The following is a 20,469-nucleotide window of genomic DNA, read 5'->3' on the forward strand; positions in this document are numbered from 1 at the left end:
GTCGGCAGCACCGGATCGTCGCGTCGGAGGCGGCCGCCAGCGACTCGCGCGTCCAGAGCAGCGCGAGCGGAGGACTAGCTTGAGGTGCCCGCTCGACGTGGCTGCTCTGGGGGCGCCACCTGACGACGCTCGTCGTGTCTGCGTGGCATCACACCGTTCAATCTGGAGATCCGCATGACCACCACTCCGCCGCCCTTCGGCGCGCCCGAAACGCAGCCCGCCCCTTACTACCCGCCTCAGCCCGCGGGGGTGATGCCGACGAAGCAGCGCAACATCGTCGGCATCGTCGCGCTCGCGATCTCCGCCGTCGGATTCATCTTCGCGTGCGTGCCCGCTGCACTGATCCTGGGCTGGATCCTCCTGCCGGCCGGCTTCATCCTGGGCATCGTCGCCGTCTGCCTGTCGGGCCGCGTCAAGTGGCAGGGGCTGACGGCGATCATCGTCTCGGTCGTGGGAACCATCGTCGGCTTCCTCGTCTTCACCTTCGTCGCCACCGCGCTCTCGGACGCTGTCGATGAGGCGACGGGCGGAAGCACGACCGTGAACGAGGCCCCGGCAGGTGCCGCGCCGCAGGACGAAACGGCCGACGAGGCCACGAGCGACGCCCCTACCGGCACGCGCGAGGACCCCCTGCCGTTCAGCGCCTCGATCAGCAACAACGACTGGGACGTGATCCTCAACTCGTTCGAGCGCAACGGAAACGACGCTGTGATGGCCGGGAACTCGTTCAACACGGAACCCGGCGAGGGCACCCAGTACGTCATCCTCGACATGACAGCCACCTACAAGGGGAGCGGCGACGGTAGTTCTGCACTTGTCCAGGTCGAGTACGTCGCGGCGGACGGCACCGTCATCTCGACCTGGGACAACTTCGTCTCCGGTGTCGAGCCCACCTTCGGCACGGCGAGCTTGCTGGCAGGCGCCTCAGACACCGGCAAGCAGGTGTACCTCGTACCGTCCTCGCTTGATGGCCTCATCCGCGTGACGCCGGGAATCCTCGCCGACGAGGTCTACTTCCAGCTTCCGTGACCGTCAGCTGTTCGGCTGGGTACGTCGCCGTGCCCGGCCGAACGGGGCTATCCGCGGGCAGAGCCCCAGCTCTCACGCGAGGGGGAATCCGGCGGCGGCCGCGTCCCGCTCAATTCACGCGTTCGTCTCGCCGTGTCGACAACGAGCGACAGCCTGTCCAGCCCCGCCGATCCGGCCTCCACATGTCGCCAGGTTCGCGGGTCGGCGCGCGCATGCCCGATAGCGTTCATCATCAGCTCGAGCTCGCGCTTGTCCAACCCGGGGTGGCCGTCAACGTCATCCGGTCCCAGCAGCGTCGCGAGGAGAGCGAAGTCGCCGAGATGTCGGGCGCGGTTCCGGTCGAGCGGGACGGTGTAGGCGGCCGCCTTCGCGATCAAGGCGCCGAGAAGAGACGGCCGCGGCGCGCTTCCCACACGGTCTCCGATTCGCACCTGCACCGTTTCTGTTCGATTTACGGCTTTCTGTGCGCCAGGCGTTTCGATCGTCCGGCCGCCACCAACGCCAGTTCTGTTTGCCGCAACCGGCCCGAGATGCCGAGGGATGAGCACGTCGACAGCCGCTGCACCCTTGCGCCACCGGTGCTGAACTCCTGAACCGGTTGTCTCTGCTTCGAAACCGCGTCGGCTCAACGCGGCGGTGAAGACGCGAAGGATTTCCGGCTCCGACCGCACATCGAGGACAGTGTCTGCGTCGTCTGTAGGTCGCGCCATCGCAACACCTCGTTCGGCGCACCAGAGGTGCACCATTTGGCCTCCGACGATGGTCCAACCCGTCGCGAGCTCCTCATAGATGTCGAGCAAGGTCAGCCACGCTTGCTCCTGCGCCACAGTCATTGTCGGCAAGTCGATCATGTCAACCGTCGCCCACCTGTTTCCTGAAAAGCACGAGAGCTTGCTGCGCTTCCCGCGCTCCGCCTTCAGATAAGTCGGCCACGACGGCGAGCCAGGGCAGAGGGCGAGGCACTGGACCATCTACTGCTCGAAGAACGACATTCTCCGGGCCGACTGCAGGCAGCAGCAGGTGCTTCCTCTTGACGCTTTCAAGATCGAGCGAGTGAACGTACCCTTCTGCGAACTGGGCCGTGGACATCCCCGCCCGCGGATCGCTCGCCCCCGTCGCGATGACACGAGGGTCACCACCCACTCGGCTGGGCTCGGGGCCGGACAACCGCGACCGAACCGCCCGTCGCGCGAGGCTGGAGCGTATGACCGGCAGCGGGTCGGGGCTGTCCCGCAACTTTCGCCATCGCGATCGCAGACGGGAGAGTTCGGAAGGCGAGACCCAGTCCGGAGTCTTGCCTTCTGCCACAGCGATGAAGGCCCACGCCACCCGTGGACTGAAAGGCTGTCCCGCGCGGCGTCCGAACGAGGGAAGGCTCGCTGATTCCACCATCCACTGCGTACCGATGCGCTCGCCGCTGATGTCCTGAGAAGCGAGCATCGCGCGGACACGCCGCGGCGAGACGCCGAGTTGTGAGGCGGCATCAGCCACGCTGATCAAGCCCATGAACAGTATTATTCCACCGCCGGAATAATACTGTCAACGCGGCCTGGTCTGGCATGGCGGAGGGTGTGGGATTCGAACCCACGGGACATTGCTGCCCACCAGTTTTCAAGACTGGATCCTTCGGCCGCTCGGACAACCCTCCCAGCGGCGTGAACCGCTGAGCTTCGATCCTAGCCGCCCGCGGCCCCGGTCAGAGCGAGCGGAGGATGGCCGCGACGCCGCCCTCCTGAACCGACACGGTGGTCTCGGATGCCTCGGCCAGCAGTTCGGTCGCGCCCTGCGCCATCGCGATCGCCCGCCCGCCGCGCTCGCGCGCCCAGCGGAACATCCCGATGTCGTTGCGGCCGTCGCCCATGACGAGGACGTCGGCCGGCTCGATGTCGAGCCACGTGCGCACCCGCTCGAGCGCCGTGGACTTGTCGACGCCCTGCGGCGCGATGTCGAGCCAGGCCGACCAGCCCACCGCGTACGACACCTTGTTCAGGCCGATGCGGTCGACCAGCTCGACGAAGTCGGAGTCGGTCTCATCAGGAGAGACCACGACGACGCGGCACACCTCCTGCTCCGACAGCTCGGCGAAAGCGACCTTGTCGGCGTCGTGCAGGTTCCAGTCGTGGAGCTCCTCGGTGTAGAGGCGGCGCCCGTCGGGCAGCTCGACCATGTAGCGGGCGTGCGGCAGGTGCTGACGCAGCAGGCCGAGCACCTCGCTCGGGTCGAACGTCTCGATGAAGAAGCGCTCGTAGGCGAGCACGTCGGCGAAGTCGTCGTCGATCCGCTTGAGGATCACGGCACCGTTCGAGCACACGACGTAGTCGGGGTTCAGCGCGAGCGAGCCGAGGATGCCATGCGTCCCCTCCCACGAGCGTCCTGTCGCGAGCATCACCTCGTGACCGGCCGCGTGCGCGTCGGCGACCGCCTCCACCACGCCGGGACTGAGCGTCTCGTCCTCGAGCAGCACGGTGCCGTCGATGTCGAGCACGATCATCAGGCGCGAGGCGCCGGCGACCGCCGGCATGACCTCGGCGACGTCCTCGACGATCTCGGCCGCATCGCGCGGCGCGACGACCTCGATGCCGCCCTCGTCGGGAAGCGCGTCGGGCGCCTGCGTCATCCCGCCGTCGGCGCCGGTCATGCGATCGGCTCCGCGACCTCGAGGCCGCCGAGATAGGGCCGCAGCACCTCGGGGATCACGACCGAGCCGTCCTCCCGCTGATGGGTCTCGAGAAGAGCGACGATCCACCGGGTCGTGGCGAGCGTGCCGTTGAGGGTCGCCACCGGCTCGGTCTTGCCGCCGTCGGGGCGGTGACGGATGTCGAGGCGACGCGCCTGGTACGTCGTGCAGTTCGAGGTCGACGTGAGCTCGCGGTACGCGCCCTGCGTGGGCACCCACGCCTCGATGTCGTACTTGCGCGCCGCGCTCGAGCCGAGGTCGCCGGCAGCGACGTCGATGACGCGGTACGACAGCCCCAGGTCCTGCAGCATCCGCTCCTGCATCTCGACGAGGCGCAGGTGCTCGGCCGCCGCGTCGGCGGGCGTCGTGTAGACGAACATCTCCAGCTTGTTGAACTGGTGCACCCGGATGATGCCGCGCGTGTCCTTGCCGTACGAGCCGGCCTCGCGCCGGTAACAGGTCGACCATCCGGCGTAGCGCTTGGCGCCGCGCTCGAGGTCGAGGATCTCGTCCATGTGGTACCCGGCGAGGGGGACCTCGCTCGTGCCGACGAGGTAGGCGTCGTCCTCCTCGAGGTGGTACACCTCGGCGGCGTGCTCACCGAGGAACCCGGTGCCCCGCATGACCTCGGGACGCACGAGCGTCGGCGGGATCAGCGGCGTGAACCCGGCGGCGAGGGCACGGTCGAGGCCGAGCATCATGAGCGCGATCTCGAGGCGCGCGCCGATGCCGCTGAGGAAGTAGAAGCGGCTGCCGGCGACCTTCGAGCCGCGCTCCATGTCGATGGCGCCGAGCTTCTCGCCGAGGGCGAGGTGGTCGAGCGGCTCGAAGTCGAACGACGGCGGCTCACCGTGCGTGCGAAGCGTGACGAAGTCGGCCTCGCCGCCCGCGGGCACATCATCGATGACGATGTTCTCGATGCGGGCGAGCGCGGCGTCGGCGGCCTCCTCGGCGGCGGTGACGGCCTGCTGGGCCTGCTTGACCCGTTCGCTGAGCTGCTTGGCCTCGGCGACGAGCGCGGCCTTCTCGTCCTTCGGCGCTTGCGCGACCTTCTTGCCGTGGGCGTTCTGCTCGGCACGGAGCCGCTCGAACGTCGTGATGGCCTCGCGGCGCTCGCGATCGGCGGCAATGGCGTCATCCACGCTCTCCGACGAGTTCCCGCGCTTCACCTGCGAGAGTTTCACCAGGTCGGGCTGTTCACGGAGCAATGCGAGGTCGATCACGCGTCAAGTCTAGGGTCGCCCGCATCCGCGCAGCCGGATCAGCGCACCCCGTACCGCCGCGGCCGTCCGGCGCAAGGGGCAATCCGCCACGGGCGGCCACCCCTAGGGTGTAGCCATGGCGACCGAGTCCGACGACACCTCCTCGCGGGAGCGCTCCGACGATCCCACCTCCCAGACCCCCGACCCGGAACAGGCGGCGGCTCCCGACGACGTCATCCGCGAGCCCGAGGACGTCGCGCCCGACACGACCGACGGTGAGACCGGCGAGGCACGCCGCGTCGGCCCCGAGGGCGAGACGGAGCCGATGTCGGGCGGCTCGGAGAAGCCCAATCCCAAGGCGGCCCTCGTCTACAATCCCATCAAGGTCGACGGCGACGCTCTGCGCGAGCAGGTGCTCCGCGCCGCCGAGGCGGCCGGGTGGGAGGAGCCCCTCTTCTACGAGACGACGGTCGACGACCTCGGCGACGACGTCACGCGTCAGGCGCTCGAGTCGGGCGTCAACGTCGTGCTCGTGGCCGGCGGCGACGGTACGGTGCGTGCCGTGTCGGGAGAGATGAGCGGCAGCGGCATCCCGCTCGCCATCGTCCCCAGCGGAACGGGGAACCTGCTCGCCCGCAACCTCGGTCTGCCCCTCACCGAGCCAGAGACCATGATCGAAGCGGCCTTCAGCGGCGACCGGACCGCGATAGACGTCGGCTGGGCGCGGATCACCCGCGAGAGCGGCGAGGTCGAGAAGCACGCGTTCGTCGTCATGGGCGGCATGGGGCTCGACGCGGCCATGATCGCCAACACCAACCCGCAGCTGAAGAAGTCGGTGGGCTGGGTCGCATACGTCGACGGCGCGACGCGCTCGCTCGTCAACGCCAAGCCGTTCCGCGTCGTCTACCAGCTCGACGGGCACCGCATGCACGCGGCTCGCGTGCAGAGCGTGCTCTTCGCGAACTGCGGGTCGCTGCAGGCCGGCATCGCCCTCATTCCCGAGGCTTCGATCACCGACGGCCAGCTCGATGTCGTCATCATGCAGCCGAAGGGCTTCTGGGGCTGGCTGCTCGTGTGGCGCCGCGTCGCGTGGGATAACAGCTTCCTGCGGAAGTTCCGGGCCGGACGCCGTGTGCTCGCGCTGCGGACGAAGGACAACGCGGTCGTCTACTCGCGAGGCCGCGGCGTCGCTCTCGCCCCGCAGGAGCCGCACCCGGTGCAGCTCGACGGCGACGAGTTCGGCGAGGCGAAGCACGTGCAGACCCGCATCGACCCGCGGGGCCTCATCGTCGCCGTGCCCGCCGGTCACACGCTGCCCGGCGACTGAGCCCCCGTCCGCCCCTGTCAACCGCTCGCCGTCGCCCGGGTCGCTCGACAGGATGACGGGATGAGCTCGCCTTCGATCGTCTGGTTCCGCGACGACCTGCGCCTGGCCGACCACCCCGCGCTGCGCGCCGCCCTCGACCGCGGGGAGCCCGTCGTCGGCCTGTACGTGCTCGACGAGGAGTCTGCGGGCATCCGCCCGCTCGGCGGCGCCGCACGGTGGTGGTTGCACCACTCGCTCGCATCGCTCGCCGACGATCTGCGCGCTGGCGGGTCGCATCTCGTGCTGCGCCGCGGAGCTGCGGCATCCGTCGTCCGGTCACTCGTCGACGACATCGGTGCCGGAGCCGTCTACTGGAACCGCCGGTACGGCGGAGCCGAGCGTGCTGTCGACACCGACCTGAAGGACGGTCTGCGCGCCGACGGCGTCGAGGTCGAGTCGTTCGCGGCGAACGTGCTGTTCGAGCCGTGGACGGTGAAGACCGGGAGCGGCACTCCGTTCTCGGTGTTCACCCCGTTCTGGAACGCGGCACGCAACCTGCCCGCCCCGCGTGAGCCGCTCCCCCGGCCGGACGAGGTCCCCGGCCTGCGCTCATCGCCCGCCGGCGACGACCTCGACGATTGGGAGCTGCTGCCCACCCGGCCCGACTGGGCGGGCGGTCTGCGCGAGCGCTGGCAGCCCGGCGAGGCGGCGGCGCGCGCACGCCTGCGCGAGTTCCTCGACGACGACCTCGGCACCTACGACGCGGCCCGCGACGAACCCAGCGCGGGAGCGACCTCGCTGCTCTCGCCGCGCCTGCGATGGGGCGAGCTGAGCCCGCACACCGTCTGGCACGCAGGAGTCGAAACCGGCGGCGGCACCGGCGCCCATGCGACCTCCGCCTCGCGCTTCCTCTCCGAGCTCGGCTGGCGCGAGTTTGCGTGGCACACGCTCTACCACTTCCCCGATCTCGCGACGAAGAACTGGCGGAGAGGCTTCGACGCCTTCCCCTGGCCGGCCCTCGACCCCGCACACCTGACGGCGTGGGAGAAGGGCGAGACCGGCGTGCCGATGGTGGATGCCGGGATGCGCGAGCTCTGGCACACCGGATACATGCACAACCGGGTGCGGATGGTCACGGCATCCTTTCTCACCAAGAACCTGCTCATCGACTGGCGACTCGGTGAGCAGTGGTTCTGGGACACCCTCGTCGATGCCGACGGTGCCAGCAACGCCTTCAACTGGCAGTGGGTCGCGGGGTCGGGCGCGGACGCGTCGCCGTACTTCCGCATCTTCAACCCCGAGCGCCAGGCCGAGAAATTCGACCCGAGAGGGCTCTACATCGGCCAGTGGGCACCCGACAGCGCCGCGCGCGAGCCGATCGTCGACCTCGCGGCGACCCGCAAGGCGGCGCTGCAGGCGTACGAGGCGGTGAAGCGGGCGCGGTGAGGCGGGCGCGGGAATGCCCGCGGCGGCCGCACGGTTGACAGAGGCGATATGACTGATGCATCCCGCCCCGCCCTGTCCGTGCTCGACCTCGTGCCCGTGCGCACGGGACAGACCAGCGCGCAGGCCATCGCGGCGTCGCTGACCGTCGCGCAGCGGGCGGACGAGCTCGGCTACCGCCGCTACTGGTTCGCCGAGCACCACAACATGCCCGCCGTCGCCTCGACGACCCCGCCGGTGCTCATCGCAGCCGCGGCAGCGCGCACTTCCCGCATCCGGGTCGGCTCCGGCGGCGTCATGCTTCCCAACCACTCGCCCCTCGTCGTCGCCGAGCAGTTCGCGGCGCTCGAGGCGATCGCCCCCGGACGCGTCGACCTGGGCATCGGGCGCGCCCCCGGCAGCGATCCCGTCATCACGCAGCTGCTGCGTCAGTCGGGCACGACGAGCGACGTCGACCGGTTCCCCGACAACGTCCGCGACATCCTGGCCCTCGTGACCGGCGACGGCGCGACGGTGCGGTTCACGTCGGGCGGGACGTACGACGTCCACGCGACGCCCGCCGCCACGACGACGCCGGATGTCTGGCTGCTCGGATCGAGCGACTACTCGGCGCAGCTCGCCGCCGCCCTCGGCCTGCCGTACGTGTTCGCGAACCACTTCTCGGGTGAAGGCCTCGACCGTGCGCTCGGGCTCTACCGCGACCAGTTCCGACCGTCCGAGACCCTCGATGCGCCGCGGACGTTCCTCACCGCGAACGCCGTCGTCGCCGACAGCGATGCGGAGGCCGAAGCCCTCATGCTGCCGCAGGCCCGCATGATGGCACGCCTGCGGGGAAACCGTCCGCTCATCGCCCTCGAGACCGTCGAGGAGGCCGCCGCCGCCGAGGCGACCGACCACCTCGCCGCACCGCTGCTGGATGCCCTGCGCTCGCGCTGGTTCGTCGGCACCGGCCCCGAGGCCCAGGCCGCCCTCGCCGCGTTCGCCGCGCAGCACGGCGTCGACGAGGTCATGGTCTCGCCGGTGTCGGCCGCGCACGACGGCGAGCAGCCGGATGCCGCTCCCGCCCGCATCCGCACCCTCGAGCTCCTCGCCGCCTGACCCTGACCCGGCCCCGGCCCCGGCGGTCGTGGGGAGGCGGTGGGTCAGGCCTCGGGCTCGCCGGAGATCAGGGCCCGCAGCCAGTCGCGCGCCTCGACGAAGACGTCGTCGGAGTACCGCTGCGGGTAGCGGACGATCGCCCGGTCCGCGCGCGGGTACGACCCGAGGAACAGCACCTTCGGGCTGAAACGCCGCACGCCCATGAGGGCGTCGGCCATGCGCTCGTCGGCGACGTGGCCGTCGGCGTCGATGACGAACCGGTACCGTCCGAGCGCGTCGCCGATCGGCCGCGACTCGATCAGCGAGAGGTTGATGCCGCGGGTCGAGAACTGCTCGAGCAGCTCGAGCAGCGCACCCGGGTGGTCATCGGGCAGCTCCGCGATGAGCGAGGTCTTGTCGGCCCCCGTCGGCGACGGCGGGGCGACCGTGCGGCTCACGAGGACGAACCGGGTGACCGCGTGCTCGTTGTCGCCGATGTCGGATGCGAGCAGCTCGAGGTCGTGATGCTCGAGGATGCCGGGGGGCGCGATCGCCGCGTCGGCGTCGCTGACCCCGTCGATGAGGCCGACCGCGGCGGCGACATTGCTCGCGGCGGGCAGGTGCGCGTGCTCGGGGAGCGTCTTGAGCAGCCACTGCAGGCACTGTGCGTAGGCGACCGGGTGCGCCGCGATGAGCGACACGTCCTCGATTCGAGTGCCGGGCCGCGCCACGAGCACGAAGTTCACGGGCACGAGGTACTCGCCGACGATCCGCAGACCCGGCATCGTGGCCAGCGCGTCCTGCGCCGTCGAGACTCCGCCGTCGACGGAGTTCTCGATCGCGATCATCGCGGCATCCGAGCGTCCGTCCACGACATCCGCGAGCGCTTCGCCGACGTTGCGCACCGACCGCCAGATCTGGTCCCGCGCCTCGGGCACCTGGGCGAGGGCGGCCTCGGTGAAGGTCCCCGCCGGCCCGAGATAGCTGTAGGTGCGGCGGGCGGGCTGGTCGTCGTGCTCGGGCGTCACGCAACGAGCCTAGACCGGCGCGCCCACGGCACGCGCACGCTGGTCACGAGCACGCCGAGCACGAGCACCGCTCCGCCGACGATCTCGGCGGGGGCGGGGATCTGTCCGAGCAGTGCCGCGGCCGCCGCCATCGCCACGACGGGTGCCAGCAGCACCCACGGCACGACGGCGGCTGACGGATTGCGCGCCAGCAGACCGTTGAAGATCGCGTAGCCGACGAGGGTGCAGAGCCCCGCGGTGTAGACCGTCGAGACGAGGGCGCGGATGCCGAACCCGGCAAGACCCGCGCCGATCGCTTCCGGCCCCTCGAACACCAGCGCCAGCACGAGCGCGGGCACCGGCACGACGAGGGCGGACCAGACGGTGAGCGAGAGCGCCCCGAGCGGACCGCGCCCGGTGACCACGCCGGCGCGGCGGGCGATCACGTTGCCGACGGCCCACGAAAGGGCGGCGCCGAGCGCGAGCACGACGGCGAGCGCGGGAGCGTCTCCCCCACGGCCGGCGGCGACGGTCGCGAGCCCGGCGATCCCGAGGCCCACGCCGATCACCTGCCCCGGTGTGGGGCGCTCGCGCAGCACTCCGGCCGCGATGACGACGGTGAACACCGCCTGGGCCTGCATGAACAGCGCGGCGAGACCCGGCTGCAGCCCGAGCCCGAGAGACAGGTACAGCAGCGCGAACTGGCCGAGGCTCATGAACAGCCCGACCCCGATCACCGACCCCCAGCCGGCCCGAGGGCGCGGCACCACGAGCGCGAAGACGGCGACGGCGGCGAACCGGATCGCCACGAACAGCAGAGGCGGGATGCCGGCCATGCCCCAGTCGATGACGAGGAAGTTGAACCCCCACAGGGCCGCCACCGCAGCCGCCAGGATCATGTCGCGTCGAGTCACGAGGCTCAGTCCACCGTCCAGAACGATCAACGACAAGCGATGCTTTCTCCACTCGAATCGGTAGCATCACTTCATGATCGATCTGGATGCCGTCCACTCGCTGCGGACCGTCGCACGGGAAGGCAGCGTCGCGGCCGCGGCATCCGCTCTGGGATTCACACCCTCGGCGGTGTCGCAGCAGATCAAGCGTCTCGAGCGCGAGACCGGTGTCGCACTGCTCGAACGCGTCGGCCGCGGTGTGGCCCTCACGGCTGCCGGAACGCAGCTCGTGGTCGGGTCGACCCCGATCCTCGCCGACCTCGAGCGACTGCGCGCCGACCTGCACGCCGGCGTCGGTGCGGACGGAGACGGCCGCGTCACCGGCGAGCTGCGCCTCGCCGCGTTCTCGACCGTCATGCGCGGGCTGCTCGCTCCCGTGCTCGTGGAGCTCGCGGGCGCCCACCCCGACCTGCGTCTGCCCGTGCGGGAGAGCGAGCCGTGGGAGACGGTGGCGCTCGTCGCCTCCGGCCAGCGCGACCTCGGCATCGTGCATCAGTGGGGCGGCGTCGCGCTGGCGATCCCCGAGAACCTCGTCGTCACTCCGCTGTTCACGGATGTCGCCGACGTCATCCTCCATCGCGACCATCCGCTCGCCGGCCGCGACGTCCTGCACCCGGCCGACCTCGCGCGTGAGCAATGGGTCGCCACCTTCGACACGACCATCTGCCGGCAGTGGCTGCGGCGGCTGTTCGACGGCATCGGCGGCGCCCCCCGCGTGCTGTACGAGTCGATGGAGTTCGAGAACCACATCGAGCTCGCCCGAACCGGAGCGGTCGTCGCGCTCGTTCCGCGCCTGGGACGCGGCGATCTCGGCCCGGATCTCGTCGCGGTGCCGACCGAGGCTCCCGCGTCGACGCGCGATATCTCCGCGGTGCATCGGCGCTCGCAGGCCGACTCCCCCGCGCTCAGAGCAGTCCTCGCCGCGCTGCTCGCCGCGACGAACGCGCACGATCGGCCGTGAGTGCCGTGTCAATCCGTCACCGCCGCGCCCGGAAACGGGCAGACTAAGCACTATGAGCCGTGCAGGAGCGCCCGCAGAAGCATCCGACCTCATCGACATCGATGAGCTGATCGCCGCCTACTACGACCGGAAGCCGGATGCCGCGGTCCCCGGGCAGCGCGTCGCGTTCGGAACGAGCGGCCACCGCGGTTCGTCGCTGTCGACGAGCTTCAACGAAGACCACATCCTCGCCACAACCCAGGCGATCGTCGACTATCGGCGCGCTCAGGGCATCGAGGGCCCGCTCTTCCTCGGGCGCGACACGCACGGCCTCTCCCTTCCCGCAGAGCGCAGCGCCATCGAGGTTCTCGTGGCCAACGGAGTCGACGTACGCGTCGACTCCCGCGACTCGTGGGTGCCGACGCCCGCGCTCAGCCACGCGATCCTGACCTACAACCGGGGCCGCGCGCTCGACGACGCGGGCCGCGCCGACGGCATCGTCGTGACGCCCTCGCACAACCCGCCGCGCGACGGCGGCTTCAAGTACAACCCCCCGCACGGCGGACCCGCCGACACCGACGCGACCTCGTGGATCGCCGACCGCGCGAACGAGCTCATCGCCGCAGGTCTCGAGGGCGTGCACCGCACCCGTCACGCCGACATCGACCTCGACGCGCTCGGCCAGTACGACTTCCGCGACGCGTACGTGCGCGACCTCGCCACGATCATCGACGTCGACGCGATCAAGGCGTCGGGCGTGCGCATCGGGGCCGACCCGCTCGGCGGCGCCTCGGTCGAGTACTGGGCGCTCATCGCCGAGGTCTACGGCCTCGACCTGACCGTCGTGAACCCCGAGGTCGACCCGACCTGGAAATTCATGACGCTCGACTGGGACGAGAAGATCCGCATGGACCCGTCGTCGCCGTCGGCGATGGCCGCGCTCGTGGCGCGCCGCGACGAGTACGACATCCTCACAGGCAACGATGCCGACGCCGACCGCCACGGCATCGTGACGCCCGACGCGGGTCTGATGAACCCGAACCACTACCTCGCCGTCGCGATCGACTACCTCTTCGCGAACCGCCCCGGCTGGCCGGCGGATGCCGCGGTCGGCAAGACCCTCGTCTCGTCGATGATCATCGACCGCGTGGCCGAGTCGCTCGGCCGCGAGCTGCTCGAGGTCCCCGTGGGCTTCAAGTGGTTCGTTCCCGGCCTGCTCGACGGCTCCGTCGCCTTCGGCGGCGAGGAGTCGGCGGGGGCCTCGTTCCTCCGCAAGGACGGCAGCGTGTGGACCACCGACAAGGACGGCATCCTGCTGTGCCTGCTCGCCGCCGAGATCCTCGCGGTCACGGGCAAGACTCCGTCGCAGCGCTACGCCGAGCTCGAGGCCCAGTTCGGGTCGTCGGCCTACCAGCGCGTCGACGCCGCGGCGACGCCGGAGCAGAAGGCCGCGCTCGGCAGGCTGTCGGGCGACGCCGTGACCGCCACGGAGCTCGCTGGCGAGCCGATCACCGCGAAGCTCTCGCACGCGCCGGGCAACGGTGCAGCGATCGGCGGCCTGAAGGTGCAAACCGAGCACGCGTGGTTCGCCGCGCGCCCGTCGGGCACCGAGGACGTCTACAAGCTCTACGCCGAGAGCCTGCGCGGACCCGAGCACCTCGCCGAGGTGCAGGCCGAAGCGCGCGCCGTGGTCTCGGCCGCGCTCGGCGCCTGACCCCGCGGCATCCTCGCATCACACGCCCAATGCACGGCTGAGCGCCGGTTGCACGACCTTCGAGCGTGAGCGGGCCGTGCGCTCGCGGCGAAGCCGTGCGCTCGGGCGCGTACCGCGGTCAGGACGGGCGGCGCCGGGATGCCGAACGGGGCGGCGCCGAGCGCAGGTGCGTCGTCACGCTGCCGAGGATGCGCGCGAGGTCGGCGGCGTCCGCGTCCGACAGCCGCGCGAACAGCAGCCGATGCACGGTCTCGATGTGACCGGGGAACACGGCGGCGAGCACCTCGCGCCCCGCGTCAGTCAGCACGACCACGGTGCTGCGCTCGTCCTCCGGAGACGGTGAGCGCGTGACGTATCCGCGCTGCTCGAGCAGCGTGGCCTGATAGGTCAGCCCGCTGCGGCTGTACACCACGCCGTCGGCGAGGTCGGTCATGCGCAGCGTGCCGCCCGGGGCGTCATTCAACCGCGCCAGCAGCTGGAACTGGACGTAGCTGAGACCTCCGGCATCCTTCAGCTGCGCCTCGACGGCGGGACGCAACAGGCTGCCCACCTCTGTGAAGGCGAGGTAGGCCGCGAGCTGCGTCGACGTCAGGGAGCGTGGCGCGTTCGTCATGGTTTCGATCATACCTATTGCTTCACATTCGAAGCAGTGCTACGTTCTCCATATCGCTTCGAATTCGAAGCACTTGAGCGTAAAGGATCACATCATGAAGGCAGTGCAGTTCTCTCGGACCGGTGGCCCCGACGTCCTGGAGGTCGTCGACATCGACCGCCCCGAGCCGGCCGCGGGGCAGGTCCGCATCCGAGTAGCCGCATCCGCGTACAACGCGGCAGACGGCGGGATGCGCGCGGGCTTCCTCCCCATCCCGATCGAGTTGCCCCACGTGCCCGGGTACGACGTCTCCGGGCACGTCGACGCGGTCGGCGCGGGCGTGAGCGACCTTGCCGTGGGCGACGCCGTCATCGCGTTCCTCCCCATGGAGCACGACGGCGGAGCGGCGGAGTTCGTGCTGGCTCCCGCCGACGCCGTGGTCGCCGCGCCCACGAGCATTCCCCCCGCCGATGCCGCCGCGCTGCCCTCCGTCGCGCTGACCGCATGGCAGGCCCTCTTCGACGACGGTCGCCTCGAACCCGGCCAGCGGGTGCTGATCGTCGGCGCCGGCGGCGTCGTCGGAAAGTACGCCGTCCAGCTCGCCAAGCGCGCCGACATCCACGTCATCGCCACCGCGAGCCCCCGCAGCGTCGACGCCGTCCGCGCTGCCGGAGCCGACCAGATCATCGACCACACTACGACCGACGTGCTGGGCGCGATCGACGGACGAGTCGACGTGCTGCTGAACCTCGCCCCGATCGAACCCGAGCTGTTCGAGGCCTACGTCGGGGCCGTCGCCGACGGCGGCGCGGTCGTCAGCACGACGGCGTTCATGGCCACGCCGAGCGACGAGGCGCGCGGCGTCCGTGCCGCGACGGTGTTCGTCCGCCGCGATAGCGACCGCCTGGCCGAGCTGGTCCGCCTCGTCGACGAGGGCGCGCTCACCGTCGAGGTCACGCGGCGCATCCCCCTCGCCGAGCTCCCCGCGCTGCACGCCGAGGCGGCTGAGAGCGGCATCGCGGGCAAGGTCATCGTCCTGCCCTGAGCGACGTCATCCGAGCCCACCACGACGAGCCGAGCTCCCGCCCCGCATCGCACCCAATGCACGGCCGAGCGCCGCGTGCACGACCTTCGAGCGCGAGCAGGCCGTGCGCTCGCGGCGAAGCCGTACGCTCGGGGCCGTCCGCTCGCGCGAGTCAACGCGCGAGGAGGGCTGCGAGGCGGGGCAGCTGCGACTCGTCTTCCAGGGCCGAGCCGACGGCCACCACGCGCACGCCAGCGTCGAGGAAGAGCCCGGCGTTCGTGGCGTCCATGCCGCCGGTCGCCACGAAGCGCACGCCGGGGAACGGACCGCGGATGTGCCGGAACCAGTCCGCGCCGAGCCACTGCGCGGGGAACGCCTTCAGCCACGTCAGCCCGAGGGCGACGGCCTGCTGCACCTCGCTCGGCGTCGCGACGCCGGGCAGGATCGGGATGCCGCGCTCCTGGGCGGCCCGCACCACGTCGGCGTCGAGACCCGGCGCCACCAGATAGGCGGCTCCGGCCGCGACGGCCTGATCGACCTGGGCGACCGTCAGGATCGTGCCGGCGCCCACGGCCTTGCCCCGCTCGGCGCCCAGGCGCACGACCTCGCGGAGCGCGCGCTCATCCTCTGCGGTCTGCAGCGGCACCTCCACGGAGTCGATGCCGAGGTCCCAGGCGGCTGTCGCGAGCCGGACGGAGCGCTCGAGTCCCATGCCCCGGAGGATCGCCATCAGCGGGGCTCCGGCGAAGATGTCGTCGAGCACGGCGGTCGGATCGGTAGGGGCGATGGTCATGACGGGTTCCTTTCGGAGAACGCGGCTGGGGTGAAGGCAGCAGTGGGGGTGACGCCATCGGGGAAATCGCCGGTCGTCCCCATCGTCAGCGCGGCGCGGGAGTGACCCGAACGCAGTCGCTCGGATGCCGGCGCTCCGGCGAGAAGGGCCGCCAGGTAGCCCCCGGCGAAGGCGTCGCCGGCTCCGACTGGCTCGACGACGTCGACGAGGAGGGCGGGCTCGAACACCCGCTCGCCGCCGGCGAAGAGCGTCGCGCCCACCGCGCCGTCCTTGACCACCAGCTGCGGCACCGCCGCGAGCAGCGCTCGCGCGTCATCGGCCGTCGCGGCACCCCAGAGGGCCTCGGCCTCGTCGCGACCGACGAAGACGATGTCGGCTCGGCGTGCGAGCGCGAGGAGGGGCGCCGCTGCCGCGGCGACGGGCCACAGCGGCGCGCGGTGGTTCACGTCGACGCTCACGAGCACGCCGGCCGCCCGTGCCCGGTCGACGACTCGGCCGAGGAACGCCGGCGCCGTGCCGCCGAGTGCGGCCGTGATGCCCGAGACGTGCAGCAGCGCGACGCCGTCCCACGACAGAGCGTCGGCGTCGGTCTCCGAGAGGTGCGCGGCCGCCGACCCCGCCCGGTAGTACGCGACGCCGTGACCGGGGTCCTTCAGGTAGAGGCCGGTCGGGTAATCGGCGTCGATGACGACCCGCGAGACGTCGACTCCGCGGGCACCGACCCGCGACAGGACCCGTCGACCGAGGGCATCGTCGCCGACGCGGGAGAACCACGCGGCGGGCTGACCGAGCGCGGCCGCGTGCGCGGCGACGTTCGACTCCGCTCCCCCGGCGTCGATGCGGAACACCTCGGCGTGCTCGAGGCGCTCCGCCGCAGCGGGCGCGACCATCGCCATGGTCTCGCCCGCCGTCAGCAGCGCCCCACGCAGCTCCCCCCGCATGGCCCCGCTCACTTCAAGGTCGTGACGGGTGCGGCATCCATGTCGTCGAACGTCTGGTTCTCGCCCGCCATCGCCCAGATGAACGAGTACGCCGCAGTACCCACTCCGGAGTGCAACGACCAGCTCGGCGAGATGATCGCCTGCCGGTCGGCGACGACGAGGTGCCGGGTCTCCTCGCGCTCACCGAGCAGGTGGATGATGCGGGCGTCCTCGGGGACGTCGAAGTACAGGTAGCACTCGGTGCGACGGTCATGGGTATGGGCGGGCATCGTGTTCCACATCGAGCCCTCGTGCAGCGTCGTCACGCCCATGACGATCTGACAGCTCTGCACGCCGTTCTCGTGGATGTACTGGTTGAGCGTGCGGCGGTTGCTCGTGGCCTGGTCGCCGAGCTCGCGCACGGTGCCCTCGCCGGGCGACACGAGCGCCGCCGGGTAGGCGGTGTGCGCGGGCGCCGAGAACAGGTAGAACTGCGCGCCCCCCTGGCCATCGGCCGCGTCCGCGTCGGCGAAGACGACGTCGCGGATGCCGCGGCCGAGGTACAGGCACGCGCCCGTCACGAGCGTGTAGACCTCGCCGTCGGCGGTGACCGTGCCGGTGCCACCGACGTTGATGATGCCGACCTCGCGGTGCTCCAGGAAGTAGTCGCTGCGGATCTCGGGGTAGCCCGGAAGCACCAGCTCGCGTCCGGCCGGCACGGCGCCGCCGAGGACGATGCGGTCGTGGTGGGTGTAGACGACGGTGATCTCACCCGGCACGAACACCTCGGGCACGAGGTACTGCTCGCGCAGGTCGGCGGTGGTCATGCCGGGGATCTGCGCGGGGTTGGTCGCGTAACGCTGCTGCATGGGGGTTCCCTTCTGGGGCGGTTCGGCGGGATGCCGGTGATGGAACGGGGAGGACCGGGGCCGGCTCAGCGGACGAGCCAGCCGCCGTCGACGGGCACGATCGCGCCGGTGACGTACGCCGCGGCATCCGAGGCGAGGAAGACGAAGGCACCCTGCAGGTCGCCGGGGGTGCCCCACCGGCCGGCGGGGATGCGGGCCAGGATCGATGCCTCGCGGTCGGCGTCGGCCCGGATCGGCGCGGTGTTGTCGGTCGCCATGTACCCGGGCGCGACCGCGTTGACGGTCACCCCCGACGCGGCCCACTCGTTCGCGAGCGCCTTGGTGAGGCCGGCGACCGCGTGCTTCGACGCCGCGTAGCCGGGCACGAGGATGCCGCCCTGGAACGACAGCATCGACGCGACGTTGATGATGCGCCCCGAGCCCTGCGCGATCATGCGGCGCCCGGCGGCCTGCGACAGATGGAACACGGCGTCGAGGTTGACCGCGAGCACGTCGTCCCAGTCGGCGGCCGGGTGGTCGGCGGCCGGGGCACGACGGATGATTCCGGCGTTGTTGACGAGGATGTCGATGCCGCCGAGCTCGGCGACCGTCTCGGCGACCGCTTCGGCGAGCTGCTCCGGCGTCGCGGTACCGAGATCGAGGCGGATGCGGTGCGCGCGGCGACCGAGCGCGGTGATCGCCTCCGCCGTCTCGGCCGCGTCGCCGCGGTCGAGTAGCGCGACATCCGCGCCTGCCTCGGCGAGAGCGACGGCGGCGCCCTGGCCGAGGCCGCGAGTGGAACCGGTGACGAGGGCGACGCGGCCGTCCAGCCGGAAGGAGTCGAGGATCATGCGGGGCCTCCGATGAAGGTGGTGGTCAGTTCGCCGAGACGCTCGATGCGCACGGTGACCGTGTCGCCGGGACGCAGCGGGCGGTGGCTGGCCTGCGCGTCCGGCAGCTTCTGCGGCGTGCCGGTCGAGATGACGTCGCCGGGTTCGAGCGTCATGACGCTGCTGAGGTACGACACGACGCGCGCGACCGAGAAGATCGTGGTGGCGGTGGACTGCGAGACGGTCACGACGCCGTCGCGGACGACCTCGACGAGCATGTCCTGCGGGTCGCCCGCCTCGTCGGGTGTGACGAGCCACGGCCCGAGCGGCGCGAAGCCGTCGAAGCACTTGCCCATCGCCCACTGGCTCTGCCGCCGCTGCCACGAGCGGTCCGACACGTCGTTGAGAATCGTGTAGCCGGCGACGTGCGAGAGCGCCGTCGCCTCATCGACATCCTTGGCCCGCCGCCCGATGACGACGGCGATCTCGCCTTCGTAGTCGACGTCGTCCGCGACCGCGGGCACCACGACGGGGTCGGCCGGTCCGGCGAGGGTGTTGGGGGTCTTCACGAAGATATCGGGGAACGCGGGGTCGTCGGCGGTCGGGTCGGCGCCGTCGGGCACATGCCCCCGGTAGTTGTAGCCGAGGCACAGGATCTTCCCCGGACGCACCGGCGCCTCGAGCCGCGCTGCCGACAGCTCGAGGTCGGCGACATCCGCACGCGCTGCGGCGCGGTCGAGCGCGTCGCGGTCGGCCGCGAGCAGGTCGGTCAGCGCCGCGGGTCCGAGGTCGACGACGCGGTCGACGCCGTCGACCGTCACGACGACGCCCGACCGGACGGCCCCCTCGGCATCGGCCGCGCGGACCGCGCGGTAACGGACGAGCCTCACCAGTACGGCTTCCAGTCGGGGCGCGCCGCGCGAACCAGAGCCTCGAGGTAGAAGTAGTCGCCCCACAGCGTGCCCTCGTCGACGCCGACGGACTTCGGCAGGTCGTAGACGCTGTGCAGCAGCACCGCGTCGGCGGCTTCGGGGCTCTCGGGCGTGTAGTTCTCGATGAGCGACGCGAGGATCTCGTGAGCCGCCGCACGATAGCGCGAGGCGGCCTCGGTATCGGCATCCGTCCCCGCTTCGAGCACGCCGGCGAGTTCGAACAGCCCCGACACCGCGATCGCGGCCGACGAGCTGTCGCGCGGAGCGTCGGCGCCGTCGGTGTAGACCATGTCCCAGAAGGGCACGCGGTCGCTCGGGAGGTGCGAGAGGAAGCGTTCGGCGCAGCGACGCGACGCGTCGAGCAGCGCCGGGTCGCCGGTCGCGCGGTGGTTCATCGCGAAGCCGTAGATTCCCCACGCCTGACCGCGCGCCCAGCACGAGTCGTCGAATGCACCCTGCTCGGTCGCTCCGCGCAGCGGCTCACCGGTCTCGGGGTCCCAGTAGAAGGTGTGGAAGGTCGTGTCGTCGTCGCGCAGGATGTGCGTGCGCAGCTGCGTCGTGTGGCGCCGCACCGCGTCGGCGAAGCGCTCCTGCCCGGTCTGCTCGCCCGCCCAGGTGAGCAACGGCATGTTCATGAGGCTGTCGACGATCGTGCGTCCGCGCTGCGCGGGGTCGGAGAGATCTCCCCATGCCTGGATGATGCCGGCGGGCTCGAGGAAGCGGCGCATGAGGTGATCGGCGGCCGCCAGGGCCGTCTCACGCGCGTCCTCGTCGCCGAGCAGCCGGTAGGGCGCGACCGAGGCGAGGCTGTACAGGAACCCCAGGTCGTGCGTGTCGAGGTCGTCCTCGTCGCGGATCCGTCGCGCGAAGTCCGCGGCGTGGGCCAGCCCGGCGTCGCGGAAGAAGGCGTCGCCGGTGATCTCCCACGCGATCCACATCATCCCCGGCCAGAAGCTGGTCGTCCAGCCGCGGTTGGCGCCGGCCGGGAACCCGTTCGCCGCGGGGCGGATCGGGTACCGGTCATCGTGCGTCGTGTCGTCGGGGTAGCTCAGCCCGAAGGTCTCGATGTTGCGGCGGAGCGTGCTCAGGGCGTCGGCGATCGCCGCCTCGATGGCGCCGCTGTCGCGCGCGAGGGCCGCGTCCGCGGGTACGCCGAGGTCGGTGCCGGGGAGGGATGTCATG

At 71.1% G+C, this 20,469-nt stretch carries 19 protein-coding genes and 1 tRNA gene; 7 read left to right on the forward strand and 13 right to left on the reverse strand.

The annotated features are described in order from the left end of the window. The first annotated feature begins 174 nt into the window (after window positions 1-174). Complete coding sequence (locus ABIC53_RS09900) at window positions 175-1,029, forward strand: hypothetical protein (RefSeq protein ID WP_354451305.1); 855 nt, start codon at window positions 175-177, stop codon at window positions 1,027-1,029. Window positions 1,030-1,076: 47 nt separating this feature from the next. On the opposite strand, the gene ABIC53_RS09905 is transcribed toward ABIC53_RS09900, so the two are convergent. The 4 genes from ABIC53_RS09905 to serS all read right to left on the reverse strand — a co-directional run bounded on the left by ABIC53_RS09905 (window position 1,077) and on the right by serS (window position 4,929). Then, entirely contained in the window at window positions 1,077-1,880 is an 804-nt protein-coding gene (locus ABIC53_RS09905; RefSeq protein WP_274178361.1) for a hypothetical protein, read from the reverse strand. 709 nt (window positions 1,881-2,589) lie between these two features. Continuing rightward, window positions 2,590-2,677 (reverse strand) — tRNA-Ser (locus ABIC53_RS09910). Window positions 2,678-2,725: 48 nt separating this feature from the next. Beyond that, window positions 2,726-3,667: an HAD family hydrolase gene (locus tag ABIC53_RS09915; RefSeq protein ID WP_103841269.1), complete on the reverse strand. Its 942-nt coding sequence runs from the start codon at window positions 3,665-3,667 to the stop codon at window positions 2,726-2,728. Further along, complete coding sequence (gene serS, locus ABIC53_RS09920) at window positions 3,664-4,929, reverse strand: serine--tRNA ligase (RefSeq protein WP_274178360.1); 1,266 nt, start codon at window positions 4,927-4,929, stop codon at window positions 3,664-3,666. Before serS ends, ABIC53_RS09915 begins: the two co-directional genes overlap by 4 nt. A gap of 115 nt (window positions 4,930-5,044) precedes the next feature. Between serS and ABIC53_RS09925 the strand changes: the two genes are divergently transcribed. The 3 genes from ABIC53_RS09925 to ABIC53_RS09935 are packed head-to-tail and all read left to right on the forward strand — an operon-like array spanning window position 5,045 to window position 8,755. Further along, a complete protein-coding gene (locus ABIC53_RS09925) occupies window positions 5,045-6,235 on the forward strand; it encodes a diacylglycerol/lipid kinase family protein (protein WP_337994954.1) in 1,191 nt (396 codons plus the stop codon). Window positions 6,236-6,295: 60 nt separating this feature from the next. Then, window positions 6,296-7,660: a cryptochrome/photolyase family protein gene (locus ABIC53_RS09930; RefSeq protein ID WP_274178359.1), complete on the forward strand. Its 1,365-nt coding sequence runs from the start codon at window positions 6,296-6,298 to the stop codon at window positions 7,658-7,660. 48 nt (window positions 7,661-7,708) lie between these two features. Further along, on the forward strand, window positions 7,709-8,755 hold the full coding sequence (locus ABIC53_RS09935; RefSeq protein WP_269267208.1) for an LLM class flavin-dependent oxidoreductase: 1,047 nt from the start codon (window positions 7,709-7,711) through the stop codon (window positions 8,753-8,755). A 44-nt stretch (window positions 8,756-8,799) separates the two neighbouring features. Here ABIC53_RS09935 and pheA read toward each other — a convergent pair whose 3' ends face one another. Next, a complete protein-coding gene (pheA, locus tag ABIC53_RS09940) occupies window positions 8,800-9,762 on the reverse strand; it encodes a prephenate dehydratase (RefSeq protein ID WP_112616472.1) in 963 nt (320 codons plus the stop codon). Then, the gene (locus tag ABIC53_RS09945) at window positions 9,759-10,691 is read right to left on the reverse strand and encodes an EamA family transporter (RefSeq protein ID WP_354451309.1); all 933 of its coding nucleotides are present in this window, start codon (window positions 10,689-10,691) and stop codon (window positions 9,759-9,761) included. The genes pheA and ABIC53_RS09945 overlap by 4 nt, the downstream gene beginning before the upstream one ends. A 37-nt stretch (window positions 10,692-10,728) precedes the next feature. On the opposite strand from ABIC53_RS09945, the gene ABIC53_RS09950 reads away from it, so the two are divergent. Together ABIC53_RS09950 and pgm are read left to right on the forward strand one after the other, a co-directional pair. Further along, the gene (locus ABIC53_RS09950; RefSeq protein WP_354451311.1) at window positions 10,729-11,655 is read left to right on the forward strand and encodes a LysR family transcriptional regulator; all 927 of its coding nucleotides are present in this window, start codon (window positions 10,729-10,731) and stop codon (window positions 11,653-11,655) included. Between the two features lie 52 nt (window positions 11,656-11,707). Next, window positions 11,708-13,348 (forward strand): phosphoglucomutase (alpha-D-glucose-1,6-bisphosphate-dependent), encoded by a 1,641-nt coding sequence (gene pgm / locus ABIC53_RS09955; RefSeq protein ID WP_112616468.1) that lies wholly within the window; start codon window positions 11,708-11,710, stop codon window positions 13,346-13,348. A 118-nt stretch (window positions 13,349-13,466) separates the two neighbouring features. Here pgm and ABIC53_RS09960 read toward each other — a convergent pair whose 3' ends face one another. Then, complete coding sequence (locus ABIC53_RS09960; protein ID WP_282502045.1) at window positions 13,467-13,961, reverse strand: MarR family winged helix-turn-helix transcriptional regulator; 495 nt, start codon at window positions 13,959-13,961, stop codon at window positions 13,467-13,469. 94 nt (window positions 13,962-14,055) lie between these two features. Between ABIC53_RS09960 and ABIC53_RS09965 the strand changes: the two genes are divergently transcribed. Next, entirely contained in the window at window positions 14,056-14,985 is a 930-nt protein-coding gene (locus tag ABIC53_RS09965) for an NADP-dependent oxidoreductase (RefSeq protein ID WP_282502044.1), read from the forward strand. Between the two features lie 151 nt (window positions 14,986-15,136). Here ABIC53_RS09965 and ABIC53_RS09970 read toward each other — a convergent pair whose 3' ends face one another. From ABIC53_RS09970 to ABIC53_RS09995, 6 genes are all read right to left on the reverse strand, one after another. Beyond that, window positions 15,137-15,757, reverse strand: a complete 621-nt coding sequence (locus ABIC53_RS09970; protein ID WP_323987224.1) for a bifunctional 4-hydroxy-2-oxoglutarate aldolase/2-dehydro-3-deoxy-phosphogluconate aldolase — start codon at window positions 15,755-15,757, stop codon at window positions 15,137-15,139. Then, window positions 15,754-16,698, reverse strand: coding sequence for a sugar kinase (locus ABIC53_RS09975; protein ID WP_274178353.1), 945 nt, complete (start codon window positions 16,696-16,698; stop codon window positions 15,754-15,756). The genes ABIC53_RS09970 and ABIC53_RS09975 overlap by 4 nt, the downstream gene beginning before the upstream one ends. An 8-nt stretch (window positions 16,699-16,706) precedes the next feature. Then, complete coding sequence (gene kduI / locus ABIC53_RS09980; protein WP_274178352.1) at window positions 16,707-17,546, reverse strand: 5-dehydro-4-deoxy-D-glucuronate isomerase; 840 nt, start codon at window positions 17,544-17,546, stop codon at window positions 16,707-16,709. A 65-nt stretch (window positions 17,547-17,611) separates the two neighbouring features. Beyond that, window positions 17,612-18,376, reverse strand: coding sequence for a 2-dehydro-3-deoxy-D-gluconate 5-dehydrogenase KduD (gene kduD, locus ABIC53_RS09985; protein WP_269267195.1), 765 nt, complete (start codon window positions 18,374-18,376; stop codon window positions 17,612-17,614). Next, window positions 18,373-19,245 (reverse strand): fumarylacetoacetate hydrolase family protein, encoded by an 873-nt coding sequence (locus tag ABIC53_RS09990; RefSeq protein WP_323987222.1) that lies wholly within the window; start codon window positions 19,243-19,245, stop codon window positions 18,373-18,375. The genes kduD and ABIC53_RS09990 overlap by 4 nt, the downstream gene beginning before the upstream one ends. Continuing rightward, on the reverse strand, window positions 19,242-20,468 hold the full coding sequence (locus ABIC53_RS09995; RefSeq protein WP_323987220.1) for a glycoside hydrolase family 88 protein: 1,227 nt from the start codon (window positions 20,466-20,468) through the stop codon (window positions 19,242-19,244). Before ABIC53_RS09995 ends, ABIC53_RS09990 begins: the two co-directional genes overlap by 4 nt. Window position 20,469 lies beyond the last annotated feature (1 nt).

Source organism: Microbacterium sp. 1262 (assembly GCF_040544895.1).
Taxonomy (GTDB): Bacteria; Actinomycetota; Actinomycetes; order Actinomycetales; family Microbacteriaceae; genus Microbacterium; species Microbacterium plantarum.

What these genes read in the sequence shown, in the direction of transcription:
- ABIC53_RS09970 (WP_323987224.1), bottom strand. Translation starts at nt 15,757, where the DNA reads ATGACCATCGCCCCTACCGATCCGACCGCCGTGCTCGACGACATCTTC.
- ABIC53_RS09965 (WP_282502044.1), top strand. Translation starts at nt 14,056, where the DNA reads ATGAAGGCAGTGCAGTTCTCTCGGACCGGTGGCCCCGACGTCCTGGAG.
- kduD (WP_269267195.1), bottom strand. Translation starts at nt 18,376, where the DNA reads ATGATCCTCGACTCCTTCCGGCTGGACGGCCGCGTCGCCCTCGTCACC.
- pgm (WP_112616468.1), top strand. Translation starts at nt 11,708, where the DNA reads ATGAGCCGTGCAGGAGCGCCCGCAGAAGCATCCGACCTCATCGACATC.
- ABIC53_RS09950 (WP_354451311.1), top strand. Translation starts at nt 10,729, where the DNA reads ATGATCGATCTGGATGCCGTCCACTCGCTGCGGACCGTCGCACGGGAA.
- ABIC53_RS09995 (WP_323987220.1), bottom strand. Translation starts at nt 20,468, where the DNA reads ATGACATCCCTCCCCGGCACCGACCTCGGCGTACCCGCGGACGCGGCC.
- ABIC53_RS09935 (WP_269267208.1), top strand. Translation starts at nt 7,709, where the DNA reads ATGACTGATGCATCCCGCCCCGCCCTGTCCGTGCTCGACCTCGTGCCC.
- ABIC53_RS09975 (WP_274178353.1), bottom strand. Translation starts at nt 16,698, where the DNA reads ATGCGGGGGGAGCTGCGTGGGGCGCTGCTGACGGCGGGCGAGACCATG.
- kduI (WP_274178352.1), bottom strand. Translation starts at nt 17,546, where the DNA reads ATGCAGCAGCGTTACGCGACCAACCCCGCGCAGATCCCCGGCATGACC.
- ABIC53_RS09960 (WP_282502045.1), bottom strand. Translation starts at nt 13,961, where the DNA reads ATGACGAACGCGCCACGCTCCCTGACGTCGACGCAGCTCGCGGCCTAC.
- ABIC53_RS09900 (WP_354451305.1), top strand. Translation starts at nt 175, where the DNA reads ATGACCACCACTCCGCCGCCCTTCGGCGCGCCCGAAACGCAGCCCGCC.
- ABIC53_RS09905 (WP_274178361.1), bottom strand. Translation starts at nt 1,880, where the DNA reads ATGATCGACTTGCCGACAATGACTGTGGCGCAGGAGCAAGCGTGGCTG.
- ABIC53_RS09925 (WP_337994954.1), top strand. Translation starts at nt 5,045, where the DNA reads ATGGCGACCGAGTCCGACGACACCTCCTCGCGGGAGCGCTCCGACGAT.
- ABIC53_RS09930 (WP_274178359.1), top strand. Translation starts at nt 6,296, where the DNA reads ATGAGCTCGCCTTCGATCGTCTGGTTCCGCGACGACCTGCGCCTGGCC.
- ABIC53_RS09915 (WP_103841269.1), bottom strand. Translation starts at nt 3,667, where the DNA reads ATGACCGGCGCCGACGGCGGGATGACGCAGGCGCCCGACGCGCTTCCC.